The organism is Draconibacterium sp. IB214405, from assembly GCF_033963885.1.
Lineage (GTDB): Bacteria > Bacteroidota > Bacteroidia > Bacteroidales > Prolixibacteraceae > Draconibacterium.
Genome location: NZ_JAXBMA010000005.1, coordinates 263168 through 288003, shown reverse-complemented (window position 1 = coordinate 288003; position 24836 = coordinate 263168). Strand labels below are relative to the sequence as shown.

18 protein-coding genes are annotated in these 24836 nt (G+C 43.5%); all 18 read left to right on the top strand.

Translation table 11 applies throughout. The features are described from left to right. Positions 1-4: 4 nt before the first annotated feature. Positions 5-1243: a PQQ-binding-like beta-propeller repeat protein gene (locus SLH46_RS18655; protein ID WP_320282735.1), complete on the top strand. Its 1239-nt coding sequence runs from the start codon at positions 5-7 to the stop codon at positions 1241-1243. Positions 1244-1302: 59 nt separating this feature from the next. After that, the gene (locus tag SLH46_RS18650; protein WP_320282734.1) at positions 1303-2730 is read left to right on the top strand and encodes an outer membrane protein assembly factor BamB family protein; all 1428 of its coding nucleotides are present in this window, start codon (positions 1303-1305) and stop codon (positions 2728-2730) included. Positions 2731-2850: 120 nt separating this feature from the next. Next, positions 2851-3825 carry a hypothetical protein gene (locus SLH46_RS18645; protein ID WP_320282733.1) on the top strand — a complete coding sequence of 325 codons (975 nt, stop codon included), beginning with the start codon at positions 2851-2853 and terminating at the stop codon, positions 3823-3825. A gap of 14 nt (positions 3826-3839) precedes the next feature. Next, positions 3840-4031, top strand: coding sequence for a hypothetical protein (locus tag SLH46_RS18640; RefSeq protein ID WP_320282732.1), 192 nt, complete (start codon positions 3840-3842; stop codon positions 4029-4031). After that, the gene (locus SLH46_RS18635) at positions 4021-4599 is read left to right on the top strand and encodes a 4Fe-4S binding protein (protein ID WP_320282731.1); all 579 of its coding nucleotides are present in this window, start codon (positions 4021-4023) and stop codon (positions 4597-4599) included. The genes SLH46_RS18640 and SLH46_RS18635 overlap by 11 nt, the downstream gene beginning before the upstream one ends. 8 nt (positions 4600-4607) lie before the next feature. After that, on the top strand, positions 4608-5933 hold the full coding sequence (locus tag SLH46_RS18630; protein WP_320282730.1) for a 4Fe-4S binding protein: 1326 nt from the start codon (positions 4608-4610) through the stop codon (positions 5931-5933). Between the two features lie 28 nt (positions 5934-5961). Then, a complete protein-coding gene (locus tag SLH46_RS18625; RefSeq protein ID WP_320282729.1) occupies positions 5962-7851 on the top strand; it encodes an outer membrane protein assembly factor BamB family protein in 1890 nt (629 codons plus the stop codon). Positions 7852-7869: 18 nt separating this feature from the next. Next, positions 7870-10212, top strand: a complete 2343-nt coding sequence (locus SLH46_RS18620) for an NAD(P)H-dependent oxidoreductase subunit E (RefSeq protein WP_320282728.1) — start codon at positions 7870-7872, stop codon at positions 10210-10212. Between the two features lie 15 nt (positions 10213-10227). Then, positions 10228-11775 (top strand): FAD-dependent oxidoreductase, encoded by a 1548-nt coding sequence (locus SLH46_RS18615; RefSeq protein WP_320282727.1) that lies wholly within the window; start codon positions 10228-10230, stop codon positions 11773-11775. Positions 11776-11803: 28 nt separating this feature from the next. Continuing rightward, a complete protein-coding gene (locus SLH46_RS18610; RefSeq protein WP_320282726.1) occupies positions 11804-12916 on the top strand; it encodes a PQQ-binding-like beta-propeller repeat protein in 1113 nt (370 codons plus the stop codon). 39 nt (positions 12917-12955) lie between these two features. After that, the gene (locus tag SLH46_RS18605) at positions 12956-14242 is read left to right on the top strand and encodes a glycosyltransferase family 4 protein (RefSeq protein WP_320282725.1); all 1287 of its coding nucleotides are present in this window, start codon (positions 12956-12958) and stop codon (positions 14240-14242) included. 39 nt (positions 14243-14281) lie between these two features. Next, on the top strand, positions 14282-14959 hold the full coding sequence (locus tag SLH46_RS18600) for an ABC transporter ATP-binding protein (RefSeq protein ID WP_320282724.1): 678 nt from the start codon (positions 14282-14284) through the stop codon (positions 14957-14959). Between the two features lie 45 nt (positions 14960-15004). Next, a complete protein-coding gene (locus SLH46_RS18595; RefSeq protein WP_320282723.1) occupies positions 15005-18247 on the top strand; it encodes an ABC transporter permease in 3243 nt (1080 codons plus the stop codon). A gap of 29 nt (positions 18248-18276) precedes the next feature. Continuing rightward, entirely contained in the window at positions 18277-19110 is an 834-nt protein-coding gene (locus SLH46_RS18590; RefSeq protein WP_320282722.1) for a ThuA domain-containing protein, read from the top strand. A 76-nt stretch (positions 19111-19186) separates the two neighbouring features. Further along, on the top strand, positions 19187-19663 hold the full coding sequence (locus SLH46_RS18585) for a nucleoside deaminase (RefSeq protein ID WP_320282721.1): 477 nt from the start codon (positions 19187-19189) through the stop codon (positions 19661-19663). 63 nt (positions 19664-19726) lie between these two features. Continuing rightward, complete coding sequence (locus SLH46_RS18580; RefSeq protein WP_320282720.1) at positions 19727-20716, top strand: PAS domain-containing protein; 990 nt, start codon at positions 19727-19729, stop codon at positions 20714-20716. Between the two features lie 184 nt (positions 20717-20900). Next, positions 20901-22934: a DUF4954 family protein gene (locus tag SLH46_RS18575; protein ID WP_320282719.1), complete on the top strand. Its 2034-nt coding sequence runs from the start codon at positions 20901-20903 to the stop codon at positions 22932-22934. A 17-nt stretch (positions 22935-22951) separates the two neighbouring features. Then, positions 22952-24790, top strand: a complete 1839-nt coding sequence (gene glmS / locus SLH46_RS18570) for a glutamine--fructose-6-phosphate transaminase (isomerizing) (RefSeq protein ID WP_320282718.1) — start codon at positions 22952-22954, stop codon at positions 24788-24790. Positions 24791-24836 lie beyond the last annotated feature (46 nt).

Below are 24836 nucleotides of genomic sequence, written 5' to 3'. Positions count from 1 at the left end.
AACCATGAAGACTTCATTAACGCTATTAATTATTGCATTTGCATTTTCACTAAGTGCCCAGGTTACACAGTGGCGGGGGCCAAACCGCGATGGTCAGTTCACCGAAACGGGTTTATTAAAAGAATGGCCCGCTGACGGCCCGGAATTGGTGATGCAGATTGAAAAAATTGGAAAAGGATATTCCTCGGCAATTCCTGAAGGGGATATGATTTATACAACAGGAATGATCGATACGCTGGATTATTTGACTGCGATTAATCCTGACGGTTCGTTTAAATATCAGGTGCCTTACGGCCGCTCGTGGAACAATTCGTTTCCCGATACGCGAAGCACGCCTGTAATCGATAACGACCGTATTTATGTAGAAAGCGGAACCGGACGTGTGGCCTGTTTAAACAAAGAAACGGGTGAAGAAATCTGGGCCGTTGAAGTGGATAAGGATTTTGAAACCGAATACCATGTTTGGGGAAACTCCGAAACTCCGTTGGTGGTCGACAACCTGGTAATTTGTACGCCTGCCGGAAGTAAAACAAGTGTTGTTGCTTTTGATAAAATGACCGGTGATCTGGTGTGGCAAAGCCAATCGGTTGGAGGCGCAAGAGCCTATGCATCGGCAACTGTTTACGAGTTTAACGGACATCGTTATATTTTGGCCATTACCGGAATGGAAATTCTGGCTTTGGTACCCGAAACGGGGGAAATTGCCTGGCACTATAAATATTTCGATCCGGCAAAGTGGAGCTGGCAACCAAACGGACTGATCTGGACAAATACTCCTGTTTTTAAAGACAACAATATTTTTATAACAATGGGATATGATTACCCGGCTGTTATGTTGGAAATGGATTCAACAGGAACATCGGTTAGCGAAAAATTTGTCGATCATACCTTTGATAATCACCACCATGGCGTAATTCTTACCGATGGATACTTGTATGGTTCCAACTGGTTCGACAATAAACGTGGACGCTGGGTGTGTATGAATTGGGAAACCGGAGAGATTAAATATGTGGCCGACTGGGACACAAAAGGCTCTATGGTAATGGCCGATGGTCTGTTGTATTGCTACAACGAACGTGGTAATGTAGGCCTGGTAAAACCTGATCCTGATGGTTTCGAAGTGATTAGCCAGTTTAAGATTACCGAGGGAGCCGGACCGCATTGGGCGCATCCGTACATCGCCAACGGCAAGTTGTATATCCGTCATGGCGAGGTGTTAATGGTGTATGCTATTAAAGCTTAACCCGGCGTTAACTCAAGTTTGCAGCAAAACCGTTATCTTTCTACTTTTTACCTGAATTAATGACGAAAAGAACCATAAATATCATCCTAATCTCGATCGGAACCATTGGATTTGTTTCCATTTTTTGGTGGTTAAATGCCGATCCTACCAAAGATTTTACTGTTAATCTTGAAGGCGCTGATAATCGCGGAAAAGGTGTGCCACCGCAGGAAGTGACCATTGGAGAGTATTTCGAGGAACTGGCTTCCGAGTACGAGGTGCTGGAAGAGACATGGACCAACTTTCGTGGGGCCGATCACGATAACATTTCGAAGTCGCCGGTAAAGCTGGTAGAAAGTTTTGGTGCGGATGGACCGAAAATTCTTTGGTCGAAAAAATTAGGTGAAGGACACTCAGGAGCTGCTATTTACAAAGGTTTGGCTTATGTGCTCGATTACGATGAAGAGGAGCGCGCCGATATTTTGCGCTGTTTTTCGGTGGTTTCCGGTGAAGAGCAGTGGCGTCGTGGTTACGATGTGGCTATTAAACGAAATCACGGAATGTCGCGAACTATTCCGGCAGTTACCGATAAATACATTGTAACGATTGGTCCCAAATGCCATGTTATGTGTCTCGATCGCGAAACCGGAGATTTTCGTTGGGGACTCGATGTGGTGAAAGAGTATCAGAATGAAATTCCGTTTTGGTATACCGGTCAGTGTCCGTTAATCGACAATGGAGTGGCTGTAATTGCGACCGGAGGAAGTAAAATGATGGTTGCTGTTGATTGCGAAACCGGCGAAAAATTATGGGAAACGCCAAATCCGAATGGCTGGAAAATGTCGCACTCATCAATAATGCCTTATACTTTTGGCGGACGAAAAATGTATGTATACAGTGCCATTGGTGGTTTGGTAGGAGTGGCTGCCGACGGACCAGATGCCGGGCAGATTTTGTGGGAAACATCGAAGTGGAACCACTCGGTTGTTGCTCCGTCGCCGGTTTGTATGCCCGACGGGAAGATTTTTATGACCGCAGGTTACGGAGCAGGAAGTATGATGTTGCAATTAACTGAAACGAATGGTACTTTCTCTGTTGAGCCACTTTATGAATATGCTCCGAAAGATGGATTGGCTTGCGAGCAGCAAACGCCACTTTTCTGGAATGGTTATTTGTTTGGTATTGTTCCGAAAGATGGTGGTGCTAACCGAAATCAGCTGATTTGTGTACGTCCTGATGACTCACGAAAAGTGGTGTGGACGAGTGGTAAAGAAACCCGTTTTGGACTCGGACCCTATTTTATTGCCGACAATAAAATGTTCATCCTGAGTGACGACGGAACACTGACTATTGCACGCCCAAACACCGAAAAATACATTCAGTTGGAACAGGTTAACGTAATTGAAGAAGGGCACGATGCCTGGGCACCTTTTGCGCTGGCCGATGGTTATTTGTTGCTACGCGACGCAGAAACGATGATCTGCATCGACTTGAATGTGAACGGATAGATAAGCATTAATGCAAATATATTGTCATGAAACGAGCATGTAAAATTATTATACCCAAGAGTATAGTTAAAATACAGCGAGTTCCATACTATACCTTTGAAAACAAACAATTTTAATAGTATGAAGAACAAAGGAATCGTAATATTTCTGATTGTACTGGCGGTGGTAATCGTTGGCATAATGGTGGTTGACTGGTACTCGAAGCGTCCGGATAACATGGACGCCAATAAATTTGAGTTCAGTGTGGATGAGTTTCGGAATGTCCCGGAAGAGCTGGTGAAGTACAAAGAGACCCGCAATTTTAACCTGGGCTTTGTATTGGCAGAGGCGCTTGAAGTGGCCAACGACAAAATATATGCGGTTGGCGATCAGGAATTGAAGATCGTTGATTTTTCAGGAACGCTGCTGGGCGAGGTTGGTTTTCTTGACGAACCTCATGGAATTGATGTGGTTGGCGATAACATTTATGTGGTGTTCGAGAAATTTGTGTGGATCGTTGATGAAACCGGTACAACCATTCATAAGTGGGAAATTGAGGGCGCTGATACCTATTTAACCGCAATTGCAGTTGATGGCGAGGATATTATGGTTGCTGATGCCGGTAACCGACGCGTGATACGTTTTAATCATCAAGGCGAAATTGTGAACGAGTTTGAAGGAAAAACTGATGATGATTTAGCGCACGGATTTATTATTCCGAGCCCGTATTTCGATCTGGATATAACTACTTACGGCGATTTGTGGGTGGCCAATCCGGGCATGCACACCATGGAAAATTACACGAAGGAAGGACGCTTGCGAGAGTACTGGAAAGCTTCAGGAAATCAAACTGAGAATTTTAGCGGATGTTGCAATCCTGCTCACTTCTGCTTTTTGCCCGATGGCAGTTTTGTTACCAGCGAAAAAGGTTTGGTTCGCGTGAAAATCTACAAAGCTTCTGGTGAATTCTCGGGAGTTGTAGCTCCTCCGGCAAAATTCGATGAAAAAATTGAAGGACAGGCTCCCGATGTTGCTGTCGATGAGCAAGGAAATATTTATGCGCTTGATTTCGACCGAAATGTTTTGCGTGTGTTTGAGCCAAAAGTTTCTGAATAGAGAATATTAAAGAGATGAAACGAAAAGAATTTATAAGAACAACAGGCCGGCTTTTGCTTCTCGGAGGAATTACCGCTTCTGCAGGCTATTTGTTCGTGAATAAAAAGGTGTCTGCCGCTTGTTCGGTTTCCCCAACTTGTGATAATTGTGGCAAATTTCAGAAATGTGATTTACCACAGGCGAAGGAGGTAAAATATGGAAAATAACAGCAAATCACAAAGCCGCCGGAAGTTTATCCGGAATGGAGTGCGTGCCTCATTGTTATTATCGTTGGGCGCGGTAAGTGTTTCGGCGCTTCGTAAGGTAAGTGGCGATGATTATGTGTGGCAAATCGATCCGTTTAAATGTACGCAGTGCGGGCGCTGTGCAACCGAGTGTGTGTTGAACCCTTCGGCCGTAAAATGTCTCCATGCTTTTGATTTGTGTGGTTACTGCGACTTGTGCGGCGGATACTTGAAACCCGATGCCAATGCGCAAAGTACAGCTGCCGAAAATCAGTTGTGCCCAACGGCGGCTATCGAACGTCGATTTATCGAGGAACCCTATTTCGAATATCATATTGATGAGGATTTGTGCATTGGTTGTGGAAAATGTGTTGCCGGATGTACCTCGTTTGGAAACGGTTCGATGCATCTGCAGATCATGCACCACATTTGTGTGAATTGTAACGAATGTTCCATCGCCAGGGTTTGCCCGTCGGACGCCATAAGCTGGGTAAAAGCCAGTGAAGCCTACAACGTAAAAGGCGATTTTACAAACAATTCTGAAGCCTGATATTTATAATGAGAAATCAACTTAACCAAAATAAAAACCAAAATAGCTACGGACTTCTGACTCCGGGCTTCCGACATAATTTTAAGTACCTACTTTTTACTTTTGCCTTTTTCCTTTTCACTTTTAACTTGTCGGCCCAGAAACAACGTTTTCCAAAGCCGGAATTCGAAACAGGTTACACGCAACCAACGCCGGTAACACCAGAACCACGGGCGCTTGCAATGGAATATTTCGATGTATTTGTATTGTTGTTGGTGTTATCTGCCGCAACTTATTTTGCATTAAAAAGCCGTTCGCGGCAAGGAATTTTGTGGCTGTCGATTTTCACGCTCGTTTATTTCGGATTTTACCGAAACGGCTGTATTTGCAGCATTGGAGCCATACAAAATGTTACGCTCACCTTTTTCGATTCGGCCTATGCCATTTCGCTAACAGCCTTGCTGTTTTTTATACTGCCGCTGTTGTTTACCTTGTTTTTTGGGCGAACGTTCTGCGCCGGTGCCTGTCCTTTAGGTGCCATTCAGGATTTGGTGGTTGTAAAACCGATAAGTCTGCCAAAATGGTTGAATAAAACGCTCGGATTGATTCCATATTTATACCTGTCGCTGGCAGTGCTTTTTGCTGCTACAGGTACCGATTTTATCATTTGCCGATACGATCCTTTCGTCGGTATTTTCCGGATGGATGCCAAATTCCTTATGATAGTTTTGGGTATCGCTTTCCTGTTGATGGGAATGTTTGTTGCCCGTCCGTATTGCCGCTTTTTGTGCCCTTATGGAGTGCTGTTGAGTTGGATGTCGCGTTTTTCAAAATGGCATTTAACCATTACACCGTCAAAATGTATTCAATGTAAATTGTGTACACATTCGTGTCCTTTTGATGCGATTGATTTCCCAACCAACGAAAAGGAAGTGGTAAAATCCGGGTTGGGGCCAAATCGTTTTATAACCTATGCCTTGATAATTCCGTTGTGGATTGCACTGGGTGTATTTGTTGGCGCAAAATCGCATACTTTCTTATCAAAAGCAAACCAGGATGTTTATCTGGCAGAATTGCTGATTTCACATCCAGAATTAAGAAATGATCCCGATAATATTGATGTGCAGACTTTCCTTGCATCAGGAAAATCGATGGAGCAACTCGTAAGCGACGCCACCGTAATCCGTGAGAAATTTTATATCGGAAGTATGATTGCCGGAGGATTTATGGGATTGGTAATTGGAATGACCTTGCTGAATACAGTGGTGTTCCGTAAACGCCAGGATTATGAACCGCACAAAGGAAATTGCTACAGTTGCGCAAGGTGTGTGGACTATTGCCCGGTAGAAAAGTAATATTGAATAAAAAAGAAGAACCAAAATAATGAACAACCAGGATAAACTAAAACTATCGCAGAACATCGCTTTAATTGCAGGTATTTTTTGCGCGGCTGTTGCGCTGCTGCTTTTATTGAATTTTTGGCAGATCACAAAAACCGACCCCATTGAAAGTAAAGCTTTGGAAGCTTTGGTTCAACGGTTAAAAGACGATCGGAATAATGAGGAACTGAAAGAAGAGATCCGAAACTTCGATTTGCTGGCCCGAAAGGCGTATTTTAACAGTCAGTGGCAGGTTGAAACCGGTGCTTATATGTTGCTGTTCGGTGCTATTGTTTTAGCATTCGCATTGCGGGTTTACTATTCTTCAAAAAGTAAAATTGAAGAACCGGAGAAGGTATTGGAAAACGAAATTGCCAGTCGGATAATTGCCCAAAAGGGGATTATTATTGTTGGGGCGGCAGTCATGGTTTTGGCGCTTCTGGCTTCCTTCCTGTCGGTGAACCAGCTAAAATCATACGACGTTACCGCTTTGGTAGCCGAAAATGAATCTTCAGCAGAAGATGCTGTTGAAGTAATAAATGTTGCTCCGGCACCAACCGCTGCTATCCAGGCTTCAGAAGAACCAGCTGTCGAAGAGACTACTACATCGGCAAATGAGGTGAAAGAAACCGCAACGGAAACGCAAGCCAATGATGCTGTTGAAAAAGAATCAGCATCGGAAGATGTTGCTAAAACACCGGCTGTAGAACCAAAACCGGTCGCTGCACCAACAGGATTGACGCTTGCTGAAATTCAGAAAAACTTTAATGCGCTCCGTGGACCTTTGTCGCAGGGAGTGATCATGCATAAAAATATTCCTACCGAGTGGGACGGCGCTGCCGGAACAAATGTGCTCTGGAAAGTTGAAGTGCCAAAACATGGATTCAACTCTCCGATAATCTGGGGCGATAAATTGTTTGTAGCAGGTGCTAATCCGACCAGCCGCGAAGTGTATTGTTACAATCGCAACGATGGTAAATTGCTGTGGACAGGAGTCGCCGATAATATTCAGGGGGCGCCTGCAACACCACCGCGTGTTACCGACGATACAGGTTTGTCGGCATCAACACTTACAACTGATGGAAACGCTGTTTTTGCCATTTTTGCCACTGGCGATGTAATTGCTTTCGATATGAGCGGCAAACGTTTGTGGGCACGAAACCTGGGTGTTCCAGATAACCATTATGGCCATTCATCGTCGCTGGTAACCTGGAACGGAAAGCTTATTATTCAATACGATACAAACCGAAGCGGGAAAATTATGGCATTGGACAATAAATCAGGTGAAACGGTTTGGGAAACTCAACGTCAGGCTAAAATCTCATGGGCAAGCCCGGTTTTGGCAGAAGTGGATGGTAAATATCAGGCCATTTTAATTGCTGATCCGATAGTAGCCGGATACGATGTGGAAACAGGGGAAGAGCTTTGGGCGGTTGAATGTATGATGGGTGAAGTTGGGGCATCGGTTGGTTACGCCGACGGAATTGTTGTGGCAGCCAACGAATATGCACGAATGGTAGCCATCGATATCCGTACGCATGAAATTCTTTGGGAAGATGATTATTATTTGCCGGAAGCCTCCAGTCTTTTGGCTCACGACGGCCTGTTATTTGCTGCAACCAGCTATGGCGTTTTTGTCTGCTACGACCTTAAAGAGGGTGAATTGCTTTGGGAAGATGATTTTGGTTCGCCGGTTTACTCATCGCCGGTTTATGCTGATGGGAAAGTTTATCTGATGGACAACGACGGAGTAATGCGCATATACGAATTTTCGAGAGAGTTGAAAAAGGTTGGTGAAAACGCGTTGGGAGAACTTTCTGGTCAAACGCCGGCTTTTGCCGATGGAAGGATTTACATACGTGGGGAGAACGATTTGTATTGTATTGGCAAGTAGATTTTTGAGGACGAATAAATGACAGAAGAAAATAAATATATCGATCAGCTCATTCAGGAAAAGGGTGTAACGAAAAAGAGCCTGATTCCGATTCTTCAGGCCATTCAGAAAGAATACAATTATTTGCCTGAGGAAGTACTGAGGTTGGTGGCTGAAAAAACAGAGATCAGTCTGGCTGAGATTATTGGCGTGGCCAGTTTTTACTCGCAGTTTCGTTTGCAGCCGGTTGGCGAGCACATGATAAAAGTGTGTGTGGGAACTGCTTGCCACGTAAAAGGTGCCGGTCAGGTTTACGATGCTTTTCGTCGTGAACTGAAGCTGGCAGAAGGAAAGGATACCGAAGAATCAGGCAAATATACCCTGGAACAGGTGGCCTGTTTAGGATGTTGTACACTGGCGCCTGTTGTTCAGATCGACGAAACTACTTATGGTCATGTAGCTTCTGATCAGGTTGGTCAGTTGATCGCCGATTTTGAAAGTCTTAAAGGAACAAGAAATTCGAAAAAGGCACGAAAAGCTGATGGTTCAGAGATTCAGGGCGAGATTCGTATTGGACTTGGATCGTGCTGTGTGGCCAGTGGAAGTAAGGAGATTCAGGAGGAAGTGGAGCACGTTGTAAACGAAAGTGGGCTGCGAGTGAACCTGAAACATGTGGGCTGTGTGGGCATGTGTCACCAGGTGCCTTTGGTGGAGGTAGTTCCAAACGAAGGCGAGCCAACACTTTATGCCAAAGTAAAACCCGAGGACGTTAAAAATATTGTAGAAAGTCATTTTGAGGCGCCGGGCTTGTTTGCCCGTCTGAAAAATAAATTGATACATACCGTTGAGGAGATTCAAACCGACCGTAACTGGGACGGTATTGAGCGTTACGAAATTAGTATGCGCGAGAAGCCCGTTGCTTCATTTTTAGGGAAACAGGTTCCGATTGCCACTGAATATCGGGGAATTATCAATCCGCTGGATATCGATGAATACCTGAGTCGCGGTGGTTTTTCTGCCCTGAATAAAGTGCTCACAAAAATGGAGCCCAAAGAAGTGATCCGCGAAGTGAAAGATAGCGGCGTCAGAGGTCGTGGTGGAGCCGGATTTCCAACAGGTATAAAATGGGAGTTGGTAGAAAAACAGGACAATCCTGAAAAATATATTATTTGTAACGGCGATGAGGGCGATCCGGGAGCTTTTATGGACCGGATGTTGCTCGAGTCGTATCCGTATCGGGTAATTGAGGGGATGATCATTGCGGCCTATGCAACCGGCATTCATCAGGGGTATTTTTATATCCGTGCCGAATATCCGCTGGCGGTAAAACGAATTCGCGAGGCTCTAACAATTTGTAAGGCTAAAAACTACCTCGGCGAAAATATTTTGGGAAGTGGCTTTAATCTCGATTTGCAGATTTACGAAGGTGCCGGAGCTTTTGTTTGTGGTGAAGAAAGTGCGCTTATTGCGTCGATTGAAGGCAACCGGGGTTTCCCGAGAATGCGTCCGCCATTTCCGGCAGAGAGTGGTTTGTGGGGAAAACCAACACTGGTAAACAATACAGAAACACTAGCACAGATTTCCTATATCCTGCGAGAGGGAGCTGAAGGATTTTCAAAAATCGGATTGGGCAAAAGTACCGGAACAAAAGTATTTGCCCTGGCAGGGAAAGTGGCGCGTGGTGGGCTGATTGAAGTGCCAATGGGAACAACCATAAAACAAGTAATTGAAGAAATCGGTGGTGGAATTGCCAATGGCCGAAAATTTAAAGCGGTGCAGATTGGTGGTCCTTCAGGTGGTTGTATTCCGGCTGAACATTCTGACACACCAATTGATTTTGAATCGCTGGGAGAAATGGGGGCGATGATGGGATCGGGTGGCCTTGTGGTTCTCGACGACACCGATTGTATGGTTGATATTGCCCGTTATTTCCTTTCGTTCACGCAGGAAGAATCGTGTGGAAAATGTACCTTCTGTCGCGTTGGTACAAAACGAATGCTCGACATTCTCGATGGTATTGTTAGCGGGAAAGGCAAAAAAGGAGATATCGAAGAGTTGGAGCATCTGGCTGAATGGACAAAAAAAGGAAGCCTTTGCGGACTTGGAAGGTCGGCACCAAATCCGGTGTTAAGTACCTTGAGGCATTTCAGGGAAGAATACGAGGCGCACATCAGCGGAACTTGCCCGACCGGCAAATGTGCTGAACTGATTACTTACTCGGTAAACGACGAGTGTATCGGTTGTACCAAGTGTGTACAAAAGTGTCCGGTTGATGCTATTCCTTTTACACCGCATGAAAAACATACTATTGATACAGAATTGTGTATAAAATGTGATGCTTGCAGGGCGGCTTGTCCGGTTGATGCCATTGATGTAAAATAATCCAGTATCCAGAAAATGATTAAACTAAAAATAAATAACAAAGTAGTTGAGGTTGAACAAGGGACTTCGGTGATGAAAGCTGCACAACAACAGGGGATTGATATTCCGAACATGTGTTGGCACGACGAGCTGGAGCACTTTACGTCCTGCATGCTTTGTATGGTAAAAGACCACAAAAACGGTAGACTCTATCCGTCGTGTTCGGTAAAGGCAGTGGAAGGAATGGAGGTGATTACTGATGATGAAGAAGTTGCAGAATCACGAAAAACTGCACTGGAGTTGCTTTTAAGCGAGCATGTTGGCGATTGCGAGGGGCCATGTCAGGTGGCATGTCCGGCGCACATGGATATTCCGCACATGAACAGGTTGATAGCTGCCGGAAAATTTGATGAGGCGTTGAAGGTTGTAAAAAAGGACATTGCTCTGCCTGCAGTTTTGGGGCGCATTTGTCCGGCTCCTTGCGAAGGTGCCTGTCATCGGAAAACGGTTGACGAGCCGATTTCGATTTGTTTATTGAAACGGATTGTGGGTGATAACGGTCTTGAGCCAACAGTTCAGGAGGTTACGAAAACAGGAAAAAAAGTAGCTGTAATTGGTGCCGGTCCGGCTGGTTTGGCGGCTGCATATTACATGCAACTAAAAGGAATCGATGTAACACTCTTTGATAAAAATGAAAAAGCCGGCGGTCTGCTTCGCACCGAACTAATTGAAGAAGTTTTGCCATTGGATGTTTTGGATAAGGAAATTGAAGCAATAATAAAAACCGGTGTCGAATTTTGCGGAGGTCAGTCGATTGGAGCAGCAGAATTTGATCAATTGAAAAAGGAAAGCGATGCTATCGTTCTGGCGTCGGGTGTAATTTCTGATGATTCTGAAAAGTATGGTTTGAAAGCCAATCCAAAAGGAATCGACGCAGATAAAACAACTTATCAAACTTCCGACGAGAAAGTTTTTGCCATTGGAAATGTTTTGCGTTCATCCAGACTGGCAGTTCGCTCGGTTGGTCAGGGAAAAGAAGTCGCATTTTCTGTGATGCAATTTCTGTCCGGTCAGGAGATTAAAGGTGAGCCACGTTTATTTAATTCGCGCTTTGGAAAGATGGTAGCCGACGAGTTTGCCGAATACCTGAAAGAATCGGTAGAAGGTAAACGCAAAATTCCAGAACTTGGAAAGAATGCCGGTTTTACTAACGAAGAAGCCATTGCCGAAGCAAAAAGGTGTTTGCATTGCGACTGCCGTGCCATTGATAATTGTAAACTGCGTGAATATTCCGATCAGTATCAGGTGGATCAGAAACGCTTTAAAACCAGTGAACGCAGGAAGATAACGAAACAGATCAATCATGATCTGGTCGTGTACGAATCACAAAAATGTATCAAGTGCGGAATTTGTGTGCGCCTGACGGGAAAATACCAGGAGAAGTTTGGTTTTACATTTATTGGCAGAGGTTTTGATGTGGAGATAGGCGTTCCGTTTAACGAAGACCTGAAGTTGGGATTGACAGAAACAGCACATAAAGTTGCTGAAAGTTGTCCAACCGGAGCTATCTCGTTGAAAGGCTGAACACCCCCGATGATTAAAAATATTTACTATGATAAAGAAACTGGTTTCACTATCTATTATTTTCATTTTGGCAGTGCAGCTTCATGCTCAGCCATCCGATTCATGGCCTGTATTTCGTGGAGAACAACATCTTACAGGTGTTTCAAAAACAACACTGCCTGATTCGCCAAAGCTTTTATGGACTTTCGAAACAGGCGATAATATCAAGTCGGCACCGGTAGTAGCTAATAATAAAGTAGTGATCGGTTCTACTGATGGTTTTGTGTACTGTGTGGATACTTCTGGAAAGTTATTGTGGAAATTCGATACAGAAAATTCAATTGAAGCGCCTGCTCTTATTCTTGACAATACGGTTTACGTTGGAAATTTGGATGGGATGCTGTTTGCGCTAAATCTTGATAACGGCAAAAAACTATGGGATTACGAATGTGAAAATCAGATAATCGGCTCGGCAAACTGGTGGACAGAAGGTGGGACAACTTATATTTTTATGGGCAGTTATGATTATTACCTTCATTGTGTTGATGCAAAAACCGGAGAGCTGAAATGGAAATACGAGTCGGATAATTTTATCAACGGAGCTGCGGCCTGTGCTAATGGTAATGCCATATTTGGTGGCTGCGACGGATATCTTCACGTGGTTGATGTTACAACCGGGAAGCTGGTAGAAAAGATTGATGTGGCGACATATGTAGCCGGATCGGTTACTATTGAAAACGACAAAGCTTATGTAGGCGATTACGATGGCCGCTTCTTTCAGGTTGATATTAAAAACGACAAAACAACCTGGGTTTGGGAAGATGATAAAACGCACTTGCAGTTTATCGCTTCTCCGGCATTGTTGGGCGAAAAAGTGTTAACGGCCAACCACAACAAGTTTTTGTATTGTTTCAATAAAAATACAGGTGAGAAATTGTGGGAATATAACACCGGAAGGCAGGTAGAAGCTTCTCCGGTAATTGTTAAAAATAAGGTAGTTGTGGCGAATATGCGTGGCGATTTAGCCATTGTGAACCTTTCGGATGGGAAGCCTGTTTGGACTTATGAAATAGGAAGCCAGATCATCAGTAATCCTGCGGTGGCCAATGGTCAGCTCTTTGTGGGAGCTTACGATGGAAACATTTATTGTTTTGGCGAGTAATTGCCTTTTTATTCTTCCGGCTTCTAATTAATTTAGAGCATGAATATAATTCAAATCATACCCGGATCAGGTGGCAGCTTTTATTGCGGTAATTGCCTGCGCGACAGTAAATATGTGGATGCTTTGCGAAAACTGGATCACCAGGTGGTAAAAATCCCCATGTATTTGCCGCTTTTTTCCGATGAACACGACATTTCTGATATCCCGATTTTTTATGGGGCAATCAGTACTTATCTCAAGCAGGTTTATCCGATTTTTAGGAAAGCACCGGCTTGGTTCGATAAGCTGCTGAATTCAAAGCCAATGATGAAAATGGCAGCCTCAATGGCTGGATCTACCCGCGCAAAAGGGCTGGAAGACATGACCATCTCGATGTTGCTGGGCGAACAGGGCGAGCAAAAAGAAGAGCTGGAAAAAATGGTGGATTGGATTGCTGAACACTGCAAGCCCGATGTTATTCATATTTCTAATGCGCTTCTACTTGGTCTGGCCAAACGACTGAAAGAAAAAGTTGGCGTTCCGGTGGTTTGTTCGCTTCAGGATGAGGATGTTTGGGTTGATGCAATGCAACCACAGTTTCAGCAGCCAATTTGGAATTTAATGCATGAACGTGCCGAAGATGTGGATGCGCTGGTTGCTGTCAGCAATTATTTTGCAGATGAGATGAAAAAGCGCATGCGCCTGGAAGACAAAAAGGTGCACACATTTTACCTGGGGGTTGATGTAGAAGATTATCCATACATTCCTGTTAAAGAGAAACCTAAAAATGTTGGTTATATTTCGAGAATGTGCCACAAAGATGGTTTCGATATCGTTGTGGATGCTTTTATCGAATTGAAAAATAAAGCTGGTTTCGAGGAGGTGAAACTGATAGCTACCGGAGGTTTGACCGGTGATGATAAAAAGTTTTTTAAAGAACAAAAACATAAGCTGAAAGAGGCTGGCTTATTGCATCAGTTTGAAGTGGTGGAAGAGTTTGAAGGAGCTGCCCGCCATGAATTCTTTAAACAGGTTGCCATGATTTCTGTGCCGGTTCGTATCGGCGAGGCATTTGGCATGTATTTGTTGGAAGCCATGGCGTCCGGAGTTCCTGTGGTGCAACCTGCTTTGGGAGCTTTCCCCGAGATTGTTGATGTGTCAGGAGGCGGTATGATTTATTCGCCAAATACACCTGAAAAATTAAGTGAAAGTTGGGCGGAACTATTGAATGATTCTGAAAAGTTAGAAAAACTGAGCCTGGCCGGTTATGAAGGAACAAGCAAGAAATTTAATATACATAATCATGCAGCGGAGATTGTTGAGCTGTATGAGAATTTGAAGAAATAAACTTAGCGTCTTTGCGCCTTAGCGGTAAAACGAAATATAATGCTATTACAACTAAAACAAATTTCAAAAGGTTACGGAGAAGCCGGAACACACAGTTTTCGTCCGGTACTAAAAGAGCTTAATCTTGAACTGGAGAAAGGTCAAAAAGTGGCAATCATCGGACCAAGTGGATCAGGAAAAACGACTTTGCTGAATTTAGTAGGAGCGTTGGATACTCCTGATTCCGGTGAGGTGATGTTTAATGGTAACAATATTACCGGATACAACGCAACACAATTGGCAGATTTTCGAAATAAAAATCTTGGTTTTGTTTTTCAAATGCATCATTTAATGCCACAGTTGAGTATGTGGGAGAATGTGTTGCTGCCACTTTTACCGCAAGGAAAGGTTACAAAGGAACAAAAAGACTGGGCAGAATACCTGATCAAAAAAGTGGATATTTCAGAGCAACGTAATCAAAAGCCTTCAGAAATGTCGGGTGGTGAGTGCCAGCGTACTGCTGTGGTTCGTGCACTAATCAATAAACCGGAACTGATTCTTGCTGATGAGCCAACCGGGGCGCTTGACGAGGCGAATGCCAATGCACTTTCTGAGCTGCTTGTTCAACTCAGCGAAGAGGGAGGTGTGACCTTGGTAACTGTAACGCACTCAGCAGAGTTAGCCCAAAAAATGGATTCAAAATTCGTACTGCGAAACGGTAAACTGGAAAAAGAATAATCTCCCTTTTTTGAGGGGAGTACGGCAAAGCCGGGAGGGGTGATTATGACCAAATTTCAATACATAATAAAATCTTTTCTTCATTATTTTAAAGCCAACTTGTTGGTTGCAATTGGTGTGGCTATCAGCACGATGGTTTTAACCGGCTCACTGGTTATTGGCGATTCGGTGAGGCACAGTTTAACCCAGGCAACCTTTTATCGTTTGGGCGAGACAACACATTTGGTAGCTGTGAAAGAGCGTTATTTTCGTCAGGAAATGGCTTCGGAAATGGAAGCTGCAAATCCTGATCTAAAAGCTACTTCGGTGCTTTTGTTGGAGGGAATGGCTGTAGTAGACGGAGGTCAGGAACGTGCAAATAAAGTTCAGGTGGTTGGCGTTGATGCTGATTTTGAGGAGATAGCAAATACATCGTTTTTTGCCGAATTACAAAATAATGAGATCGCCATAAGCGAAAATCTGGCAGAGCGTTTGCAAAAAGGCGCCGGTGATAATATCCTGGTTCGTATAAAAAAAGCCAGTTTAATTCCGATGAACGCACCGTTTGTATCGGCAGAAGAAACAAGTGTTGCCTTGCGTGCAACCATAAAAAAAGTGGTTAGCAAGGAAGAGCTGGGACGCTTTAGTTTGAAAAACTCGCAGACAGCACCCTACAATATTTTTATGTCGATTGAACGACTCAATCGGTTAATGGAATTTGAGGGAAAAGCGAACCAGATTCTGGTAGTAACAGAGCAAGAAACGGCAGTGGTTTCAGACGTGGTGAATACCTGTTTAACACCTGCCGATGCCGGATTAACATTGAAAAAGCTGGATGATAAGCGTGAAGTGGAAATTTCTACCGAGCGTGTTTTTATGGAGCCAAAAATTTCTGATCTGCTCGGAAGTTTGCCCGGAGCTGATATGATCCTGACCTACTTTGTTAATGCGATCGACCATAACCAATCTTCGGTTCACTATTCATTTGTGTCGTCGGTAAATGACCCAAAACTGGCTCAAAACGAAATAATCATAAATCGTTGGGCGGCCGATGATTTTAATGCGAATTTAGGAGACACCATTCGTTTACAATATTTTGAGATTGGCCCTTTACGCCAATTGGTAAATAAAGAGGCGGAGTTTGTTTTAAAGGAAATTGTATCGATGGATTCGCCATTGGCAGATCCAACGCGAGTGCCGCATTTGCCTGGATTATCCGATGCTGGTCATTGTCGGGAGTGGGAAGCCGGTGTACCCATAAATTTGGATGCCATCCGCGAAAAAGACGAAAAATACTGGGACGATTATAAAGGCACACCGAAAGCATTTATTTCAACAGAAAGTGCTTTGCAGTTGTGGTCAAACCGTTTTGGTGACTACACTGCTGTGCGCTATCCGGCCGGATCGTTTGATGAGAATGAATATAAAAAGGAATATGCTGCCGCTATTTCACCTGCCGATTTGGGAATGATCGTTGAACCAATTCGTGAACAGGGAGTACATGCAGCTCAAAACGGTACAGATTTTAGCGGACTTTTCATCGGATTGAGCTTTTTTATTCTGGTTGCTTCAATAATTTTAACCGCTTTACTTTTCCGCCTGAATCTTGAAAGTCGTTCAACCCAAATCGGACTGCTGGTTGCTCTTGGATTTCAGCAAAAACATATCCGAAGTTTCTACCTGTCCGAAGGTTTTGTGGTCTCGTTGTTTGGAGGAATTGTCGGGCTGGTCATTTCTTACTTTTATACCACGCTGGTTTTCCGCATATTAAATTCGTTGTGGTTCGATATTGTTCGTACCAATGTGCTCGAAATTAAGTTGTTGCCATCAACACTGGTCTTCGGATTGGTTATCAGCTTGATCGTTTCATTGGCTGCCATTGCCATTTCATTGCGTCGCTTTCAAAAACAAAAAGCTGTAGAATTACAGAAGCAGATCGCAGTTAAAGAAAGCCACTTGAAAACACGTTTGCTGAATGGCGTTTTGTGGGGAGCATTAGCATTGTCGGTAGTAGTTTTTGTTATGCAATTGTTTGCGAAACAGGCCGATGCTTCTATGTTTTTTATGTCGGGTGGATTAATGTTGCTTGGATTGTTACTGCTTTTCAGAAAGTTGCTCACGAAACGCGAAGCAAAAGAGTCACGTGAATTTCAGTTTAGTCAGTTGTCAGCAATAAATCTTACCCGAAATATCAGCCGATCGACTACCATAGTTACGCATTTTGCGTTGGGAACATTTATCGTTATCTCAACCGGTTCGTATAAAATGGATCTGATTGCCGGAGCCAATAAAAAAACAAGTGGCACCGGAGGCTTCTTGTATTTCGCCGAAACCACCATGCCCGTTCTATTCGATATTAATAACGAGGACAAGAAGGCGGAAGAAGGAATTTACGAAGATTTTAATGTGGTGCAGTTCCGCAAAGTGGATGGCGACGATGCCAGTTGTCTGAACCTGAACCGCATTGCGCAGCCTGCAATTTTGGGTGTTGATGCAGAGAACCTGGCGGGGCGTTTTGATTTTGCCGCAAAAATGAAAGGTTTGGATACTGATCCGTGGTTGAGTCTGGAAACGGATTTTGATGACGGAACAATTCCTGCCATTGCCGACCAGACTGTTATTCAGTGGGGGCTCGGCATGAAAGTGGGTGACGTGATAATGTATCAGAACGAATTGGGCGATACATTAAAGTTAAAACTGATCGCCGGAACAAAACCATCTGTTTTTCAAGGTTATGTAATAATATCGAATAAACATTTTCTGAAAAATTACCCCAGCAGTTCAGGCTCGAATATATTTCTGGTTGGCGGTGATGCTGCAAACGAAGCTGCTATTGGTGATGAGTTGCAATCGGTATTTCGCGATTATGGCTGGGAAATGGAAAGTGCGGCAAAACGCCTGGTAGAATTTTATTCTGTTACAAACACTTATTTATCTATATTTCTGGCGCTTGGAGCTTTAGGATTGATTCTTGGAACAATAGGACTTGCTGTAATTCTGGCCCGGACTATCTTGGAACGCCGACGTGAAATAGCTTTGATGCAAGCCATTGGATTCACCAAAAGCTCCGTTTTTAAATTGTTGAGAAACGAATATCTGCTGCTGTTGGTGTCAGGAGTTTTGCTTGGTTTTATTACTGCAGTTCTCGCAACGTTGCCGGCATTTTTATCTACAAATACCGATGCATCATTTTCTACTGTAGCAATTGTTGTAGCGCTGATTCTTGTAAACGGAGTGGTTTGGATCGTTGGTCTAAGCTGGTCTTCGTTGAAAAGGAAGGTGGTGGTATCCGGGTTGCAGGTTGAATAATATTCTCACTTCTTCAAATGAAATACAAAATGTCAAGAATAATCTTACTAAACCTACTTATTTTCTGTTTTACATTTCAGCTCGTGGCGCAGTCTCCAACTAAGTTCAGGATGGTTGCTTTTTATAGTGGAAAGAATGATCCTGCTCACATAAGTTTTGTGCATGAAGCTGACCGGTGGCTGACCGAATTGGCGAAAGATTCATGTTTTGAATATTCATCTACAAACGATTGGACGGAGTTGAATACGGACAATCTTTCTGACGTTGATGTGGTTATTTTTCTAGATACGCGTCCTGATTCTTTGCCGAATCGAATGGCATTTCAGAACTATATGGAAAATGGGGGAGCCTGGTTGGGATTTCATTTTTGTGCTTTTGCACTTGATGGTTCTACGTATCCACAAAACTGGGACTGGTACCATGAAACCTTTTTAGGATCGGGGCAATACAAAGGAAATACCTGGCGGCCAACCACGGCAATGCTGAAGGTGGAGAATCATTCTCATTCGGTTACAAATGGTCTTCCGAATAACTTTGAAGCTTCGCCCAACGAATGGTATAGCTGGGAAAATGATCTGCGAGATAATCCGGACATTGATATTCTTGTTTCCATCGATTCGTCTAGTTTTCCTCTTGGGACAGGTCCTAAAAAACATGAAATATGGCACGACGGCGATTATCCTGTTGTTTGGAGCAACCGGCGTTTCAAAATGCTATATATTAATATGGGGCACAACGATATTGATTATGAAAGTGGGACAAATAAGGAGTTGTCTTTCACCTTTAACAATGCGATACAAAACAAACTGGTAATCGACGCCTTGTTTTGGTTGATGTCGCATGATTCATCTTCGATGCGGTGACGAGATAGTTGCATCTGCTTTTATTTTAACAATATCTGTTTTAACTTTACCAGTTCGTCATAAAGTTCAGAAAACAATGGAAGAGCAGAAGCAAAAGTTTATGGAGGCGGCGATTGCGCTTGCAAAAAAGGGGATGGATGGTAATCACGGTGGCCCGTTTGGTGCCGTGGTGGTAAAAGACAATCAAATTATCGCAAAAGGATACAATCAGGTAACTTCATCGAACGACCCAACCGCACATGCAGAAGTGGTGGCGATACGGGAAGCGTGTAAGGTTTTGAATACATTTCAGCTGGAAGGGTGTACGATTTATACTTCTTGTGAACCCTGCCCGATGTGTTTGGGTGCCATTTACTGGGCTCGTCCTGATAAAGTTGTTTTTGGAGCTACTAAGCAGGATGCGGCAAACGCACAGTTTGATGATCAGTTTATTTACGATGAATTGGAGAAGGAACTGGATCGGCGCCACATCCAGTTTGAAAACATGATGCGCAAAGAAGCCCGCGAAGTTTTTGAAGCGTGGAATAAAAAGGAGGATAAGAAAGAGTATTAGTGAAGTCCCAATTCCGCTGACTTATTAAAAGCTACTCAGCGATAATTTTCTTATTTTTATTCCATGACCGGCGAAAAAAATCAGGATCAGAACAAACGAATAGAAGAGCTTGAACAGGAGCTTTCGAAACTAAAACTTGAACTGGAGAATTCTAAATTCCAGGAAAAGCAGGAGCGGGATAAACGTTTGTTTTATCAACTGATTGCTGAGTTTGCTTTTGCCTGGGAATTGTGGTTCGAACCCAATGGAGATATAAAATACTGCTCGCCCTCGTGTTCCGATCTTACAGGTTTTACTGCCAATCAGATCATCGCATCGTCCGGAATTGCAGATTTATTAGTTTACGATACTGACAAAGAGAAATACGACAACTTTTTAACCGGAGCTTTAAATCAGACGCTCGTTAACCAAACCCTCGAATTTCGTGTGCTTACGCGTACCAAACAACTTCGTTGGTTTATGATGAACGTGCGCGGAGTGTATGATAAATTTGGGAAGTATCTTGGAATTCGGGCGTCGGTACTGGATATTAGTCGATTGAAACAGGCCATGGGACATATTTCAGAACTGGAGCGATCAAAAGAATTCGATAGCCGAAATAAACAGCGGCTGCAAACGGAGCTGGAAATGAAAGACCGTGAACTCGTTTCATTTTTATTGCAGTTGTCGCAGAAAAACGAATTACTGACAAAGGCCGTGCATCTGCTTCAATCGGAGGAGAGTCTGCAGGCTAAAAAAGCTTCATCGCTCATAAAAAAATTAAAAGATCTGTTGCAAGCCAATGCCGTTCAGCCGGTTGACTGGTCGATGGTGGAGAACCAGGTGGAGAAAATACATCCCGGTTTTCTTGATCGTCTGCAAAAGCGACATCCTAAAGTTTCGGTCAACGATAAAAAATTGTGTTCTTACATTCGTTTGGGCTTGTCGAGCAAAGAAATTGCAGGCCTTCTGAACATTACTTCTAAAAGCGTGGAAATCTCGCGCGTGCGTTTGAGAAAGAAACTCGGGATAAACGCAAAAATCCGCCTTGTAAACTATCTTGAACAATTGTAGTATTAGGTATTTGTATATTTAGTGCTTGTTTTGTGTAGGGTAATTACTGTATTAGAGTATCTATTAATATTAGCTTTTATAAAGTAGTGTTAGGTTGTTTGTTATTATTGCTGTGTAATTGTTAGGTTGTTTTTGTCGATATGTTATTGTTTTTGCAATACCTTTGGTTTCAAAATAGTCCGCAATGACACAAAACACAGAAAACAGTTACCGAAATCTATATGATGAAGAAATTGGACAACTGGTTCATCAGGGATGTTCTTCTTCCGACTGGAGTTTAATAAAAGTATCACACGATTTTATTCCCGATTGTATTGAGAACTGCAAGTTTACAGGGCGTGTGCGGTTAAACACTTTTGCCGGATCGGTAAAACTGGTTGGAGGCATTACTTTTAAAACCGGTATTTACAATGCCTGGTTGCACAATTGTGAAATTGGGAAGAATGCTCTGATTCACAATGTTCGCAGTTACATCGCAAACTATCGGATTGAAGAAAATGTGGTTATTCATAACATCACAACGCTCGCTGTTGATGGTGAGACGTCGTTTGGTAACGGAGTGGTTGTTGAGGCCATAAACGAAGGCGGGGGCCGCGAGATTCCTATTTACGATTATCTCTCGACGCATGTTGCTTACATGATGTCATTGTACCGGCATCGGCCGGAAGTCGTTCGCTCGTTAAAAAATATGGTTGCTGATTACAGTAAATATGTAAGCAGCGAAATGGGTGTTATTGGAGCCGACTCGAAAATCCTGAATTGTAACACCATTTTGAATGTTAAAACCGGACCTGCAACTATAATTGATGGGGCTAAGAAATTACATAACGGAAGTATTAACAGCAACTACGAAGCACCGGTTACAATTGGCGAAGGAGTGATCATGGATGACTTTATTGTTAGTTCAGGATCGAAAATCACTGACGCCACCTTGGTTTCGAAATGTTTTATTGGTCAGGGCTGTGTTCTAGATAAACATTATTCGGCAGAAAACTCTTTATTCTTTGCCAATTTTCAGGGATTCCACGGTGAAGCTTGTTCTATTTTTGCCGGACCTTACACGGTTACCCATCATAAGTCTACCTTGCTGATTGCCGGCATGTTTTCCTTTTTAAATGCCGGAAGCGGATCGAATCAAAGTAATCATCTGTATAAACTGGGGCCAATTCACCAGGGAATTATGGAGCGTGGAGCAAAAACTACCAGCGACTCTTATGTACTGTGGCCTTCGCGTATTGGTGCATTTTCGCTGGTAATGGGACGCCACTACAAACATTGCGATACTACCGATTTTCCGTTTTCGTACCTGATCGAAAGTAAAGACGAAAGTATTCTTGTGCCGGCTATCAACCTGAAAAGTATTGGAACGATTCGTGATACACAAAAGTGGCCGAAGCGCGATAAACGCACTGATTCAAACCTGCTCGATCTTATTAATTTTAATTTGCTGAGTCCTTATACCATTGACAAGATGGTAAAAGGTCGGGAGAAATTGCTGAATCTTCGAGAGTCTTCCGATCAAAATAACGAGACTTATACTTACGATCGGATGAAAATCGAGAAGCATGCACTCGACAGGGGAATTCAGCTGTACGAAATGGCTATCTGGAAGTTCTTGGGAAACTCGTTAATTACACGCTTGAACGGAAATGAATATAAAACTGCTGCGGATATTCAAACAGCTCTTCAACCTGATATGAAATTTGGGAAAGGTTATTGGGTCGATCTGGCCGGAATGATTTGTCCATATGAGGCGCTCGATCAGTTGCTATTGTCAGTCGAAAATGGTTCGGTGCAATCGCTTGAGGAGGTTAACTCTGCATTGGCGACGATGCACAAAAATTACTACAACTTTGAATGGACCTGGGCGGTCGACGTATTGGAAAGTTTTTATGAAAAAAGTATTTCGGAATTTGATGCATCGGATGTGATAACCATTGTGAAGAAATGGAAAGAAAGTGTGCTCGGTATTGATCGCTTTTTGTACGAAGATGCCCGGAAAGAATTTTCGATGAGTAAAATGACCGGTTTTGGTGTTGACGGGCAAGATGGGGCACGCGAACTTGACTTTGCTGAAGTGCGTGGCGAGTTTGAAGATAATGATACGGTGAAAGAAATTAAAGAGCACATGGAGAAAAAGGAACGACTCGGCAGCCGGGTTATAGAACAGATGATGCAAGTGCGGGGAACCAGACAAGCAATTAAAAACAATATTTAAAACCCAGGCAAAAAATTATGTGTGGAATTGTAGGATATATTGGGGATAAAAAAGCTTACCCAATACTGATAAGCGGATTGAAACGACTGGAATACCGGGGGTATGATTCGGCCGGAGTCGCGTTATTAAACGGCTCACTCGAAAACTACAAGAAAAAAGGAAAAGTTTCAGATCTTGAAAATTTTGTAAAGGGAAAGAGCGATGATGGTTGCATTGGAATAGGGCACACCCGTTGGGCAACTCATGGCGAGCCAAGCGATAAAAATGCGCATCCGCATGTTTCCATGAATGGTCATTTTTCTATTGTGCACAATGGCATTATCGAAAATTATACAAAACTAAAAAGTGACCTCGAAAATCACGGTTATAGTTTTGCAAGTGATACCGATACAGAGGTGCTGGCCAACCTGATCGAGTTTTTTTATTTGCAGGATGATGAAATGACTTCGGAGGCTTCTGTGCAACTGGCTTTGTCGAAGGTGGTTGGAGCCTACGGAATCGCGGTTTTGTGCAAAGAAGAAAGTGAGAAGATTGTAGTGGCAAGAAAGGGTAGTCCGCTTGTTGTTGGACTTGGAAATGGTGAGTATTTTATTGCCAGCGATGCATCGCCAATCGCAGAATACACTAACCAGGTGATCTATCTGAACGACGAAGACATTGCCATTCTGCAAAAGGATGGGTTTACCTTGAAGAACGTACAGAATAATCCGGTTTCGTTGAAGATTAGCAGTCTGGACCTGGAAATTGGTGAGCTCGATAAAGGTGATTATGAGTACTTCATGTTGAAAGAAATTCATGAGCAGCCAAAAACCATTGAAGAAACTTTTCGCGGACGTTTGCAAAATGATTATTCAGAGATTGTATTGGGTGGACTGATGAATGTTTTTCCAAAACTGGAAGCTGCCCGCCGTATTGTAATTATTGGTTGCGGAACATCGTGGCATGCCGGATTGATTGCCGAATACTTGTTCGAAGAGTACGCGCAGGTTTCGGTGGAAGTGGAATATGCATCAGAGTTTCGTTACCGAAAACCGGTTTTGTCGCCGGATGATGTGGTTATTCTCATCAGTCAGAGCGGTGAGACTGCCGACACTTTGGCAGCTTTGGAACTGGCAAAATCAAAAGGTGCAACGGTGCTTGGGATATGTAATGTGGTAGGATCAACCTTGTCGCGCGAAACCGAAGCCGGTGTTTATACCCATGCCGGTGTTGAAATTGGCGTGGCCTCAACAAAAGCATTTACAGCGCAGGTTACTGTATTAACGATGATTGCCCTGAAATTGGCAAAACGCAAAGGAACCATCAGCGATGAGGAATACAAAATGCTGGTAAAAGAGCTTGCTGAAATTCCCGAAAAAGGCCGTGCAATTCTTGAAGTCGGAGAGAAAATTAAAAACATAGCAGAGAAATACCAGGAGGCTGTAAACGCATTGTACCTGGGGCGCGGTTATTTGTTCCCGGTAGCACTCGAAGGTGCTTTAAAGCTAAAAGAGATCTCGTACATTCATGCTGAAGGATATGCTGCCGGCGAAATGAAACACGGGCCAATTGCGCTGGTGGATAATAATTTGCCGGTGGTTGTTGTGGCGCCTCAGGATGATTATTACGAAAAAGTGGTGAGCAATATTCAGGAGGTAAAAGCCCGCAAAGGGAATGTGATTGCCGTTGTAACTGAAGGAGACAAAGGATTAAAACAGATGGTAAACGACATCATCGAAATACCAAAATCGCACCCCGCAGTGGCGCCTTTACTGGCAGTAATTCCACTGCAATTGCTTGCCTATCATATTGCTTTGCTGAAAGGTTGTAATGTCGATCAGCCTCGTAATTTAGCCAAATCGGTTACAGTAGAGTAGGGTTGTGGGATGATAACACTTACCCCAAACAATGGGTTGTAAGATT

Coding starts and splice junctions, on each gene's coding strand:
- SLH46_RS18655 (WP_320282735.1), top strand. CDS start 5: ATGAAGACTTCATTAACGCTATTAATTATTGCATTTGCATTTTCACTA.
- SLH46_RS18650 (WP_320282734.1), top strand. CDS start 1,303: ATGACGAAAAGAACCATAAATATCATCCTAATCTCGATCGGAACCATT.
- SLH46_RS18645 (WP_320282733.1), top strand. CDS start 2,851: ATGAAGAACAAAGGAATCGTAATATTTCTGATTGTACTGGCGGTGGTA.
- SLH46_RS18640 (WP_320282732.1), top strand. CDS start 3,840: ATGAAACGAAAAGAATTTATAAGAACAACAGGCCGGCTTTTGCTTCTC.
- SLH46_RS18635 (WP_320282731.1), top strand. CDS start 4,021: ATGGAAAATAACAGCAAATCACAAAGCCGCCGGAAGTTTATCCGGAAT.
- SLH46_RS18630 (WP_320282730.1), top strand. CDS start 4,608: ATGAGAAATCAACTTAACCAAAATAAAAACCAAAATAGCTACGGACTT.
- SLH46_RS18625 (WP_320282729.1), top strand. CDS start 5,962: ATGAACAACCAGGATAAACTAAAACTATCGCAGAACATCGCTTTAATT.
- SLH46_RS18620 (WP_320282728.1), top strand. CDS start 7,870: ATGACAGAAGAAAATAAATATATCGATCAGCTCATTCAGGAAAAGGGT.
- SLH46_RS18615 (WP_320282727.1), top strand. CDS start 10,228: ATGATTAAACTAAAAATAAATAACAAAGTAGTTGAGGTTGAACAAGGG.
- SLH46_RS18610 (WP_320282726.1), top strand. CDS start 11,804: ATGATAAAGAAACTGGTTTCACTATCTATTATTTTCATTTTGGCAGTG.
- SLH46_RS18605 (WP_320282725.1), top strand. CDS start 12,956: ATGAATATAATTCAAATCATACCCGGATCAGGTGGCAGCTTTTATTGC.
- SLH46_RS18600 (WP_320282724.1), top strand. CDS start 14,282: ATGCTATTACAACTAAAACAAATTTCAAAAGGTTACGGAGAAGCCGGA.
- SLH46_RS18595 (WP_320282723.1), top strand. CDS start 15,005: ATGACCAAATTTCAATACATAATAAAATCTTTTCTTCATTATTTTAAA.
- SLH46_RS18590 (WP_320282722.1), top strand. CDS start 18,277: ATGTCAAGAATAATCTTACTAAACCTACTTATTTTCTGTTTTACATTT.
- SLH46_RS18585 (WP_320282721.1), top strand. CDS start 19,187: ATGGAAGAGCAGAAGCAAAAGTTTATGGAGGCGGCGATTGCGCTTGCA.
- SLH46_RS18580 (WP_320282720.1), top strand. CDS start 19,727: ATGACCGGCGAAAAAAATCAGGATCAGAACAAACGAATAGAAGAGCTT.
- SLH46_RS18575 (WP_320282719.1), top strand. CDS start 20,901: ATGACACAAAACACAGAAAACAGTTACCGAAATCTATATGATGAAGAA.
- glmS (WP_320282718.1), top strand. CDS start 22,952: ATGTGTGGAATTGTAGGATATATTGGGGATAAAAAAGCTTACCCAATA.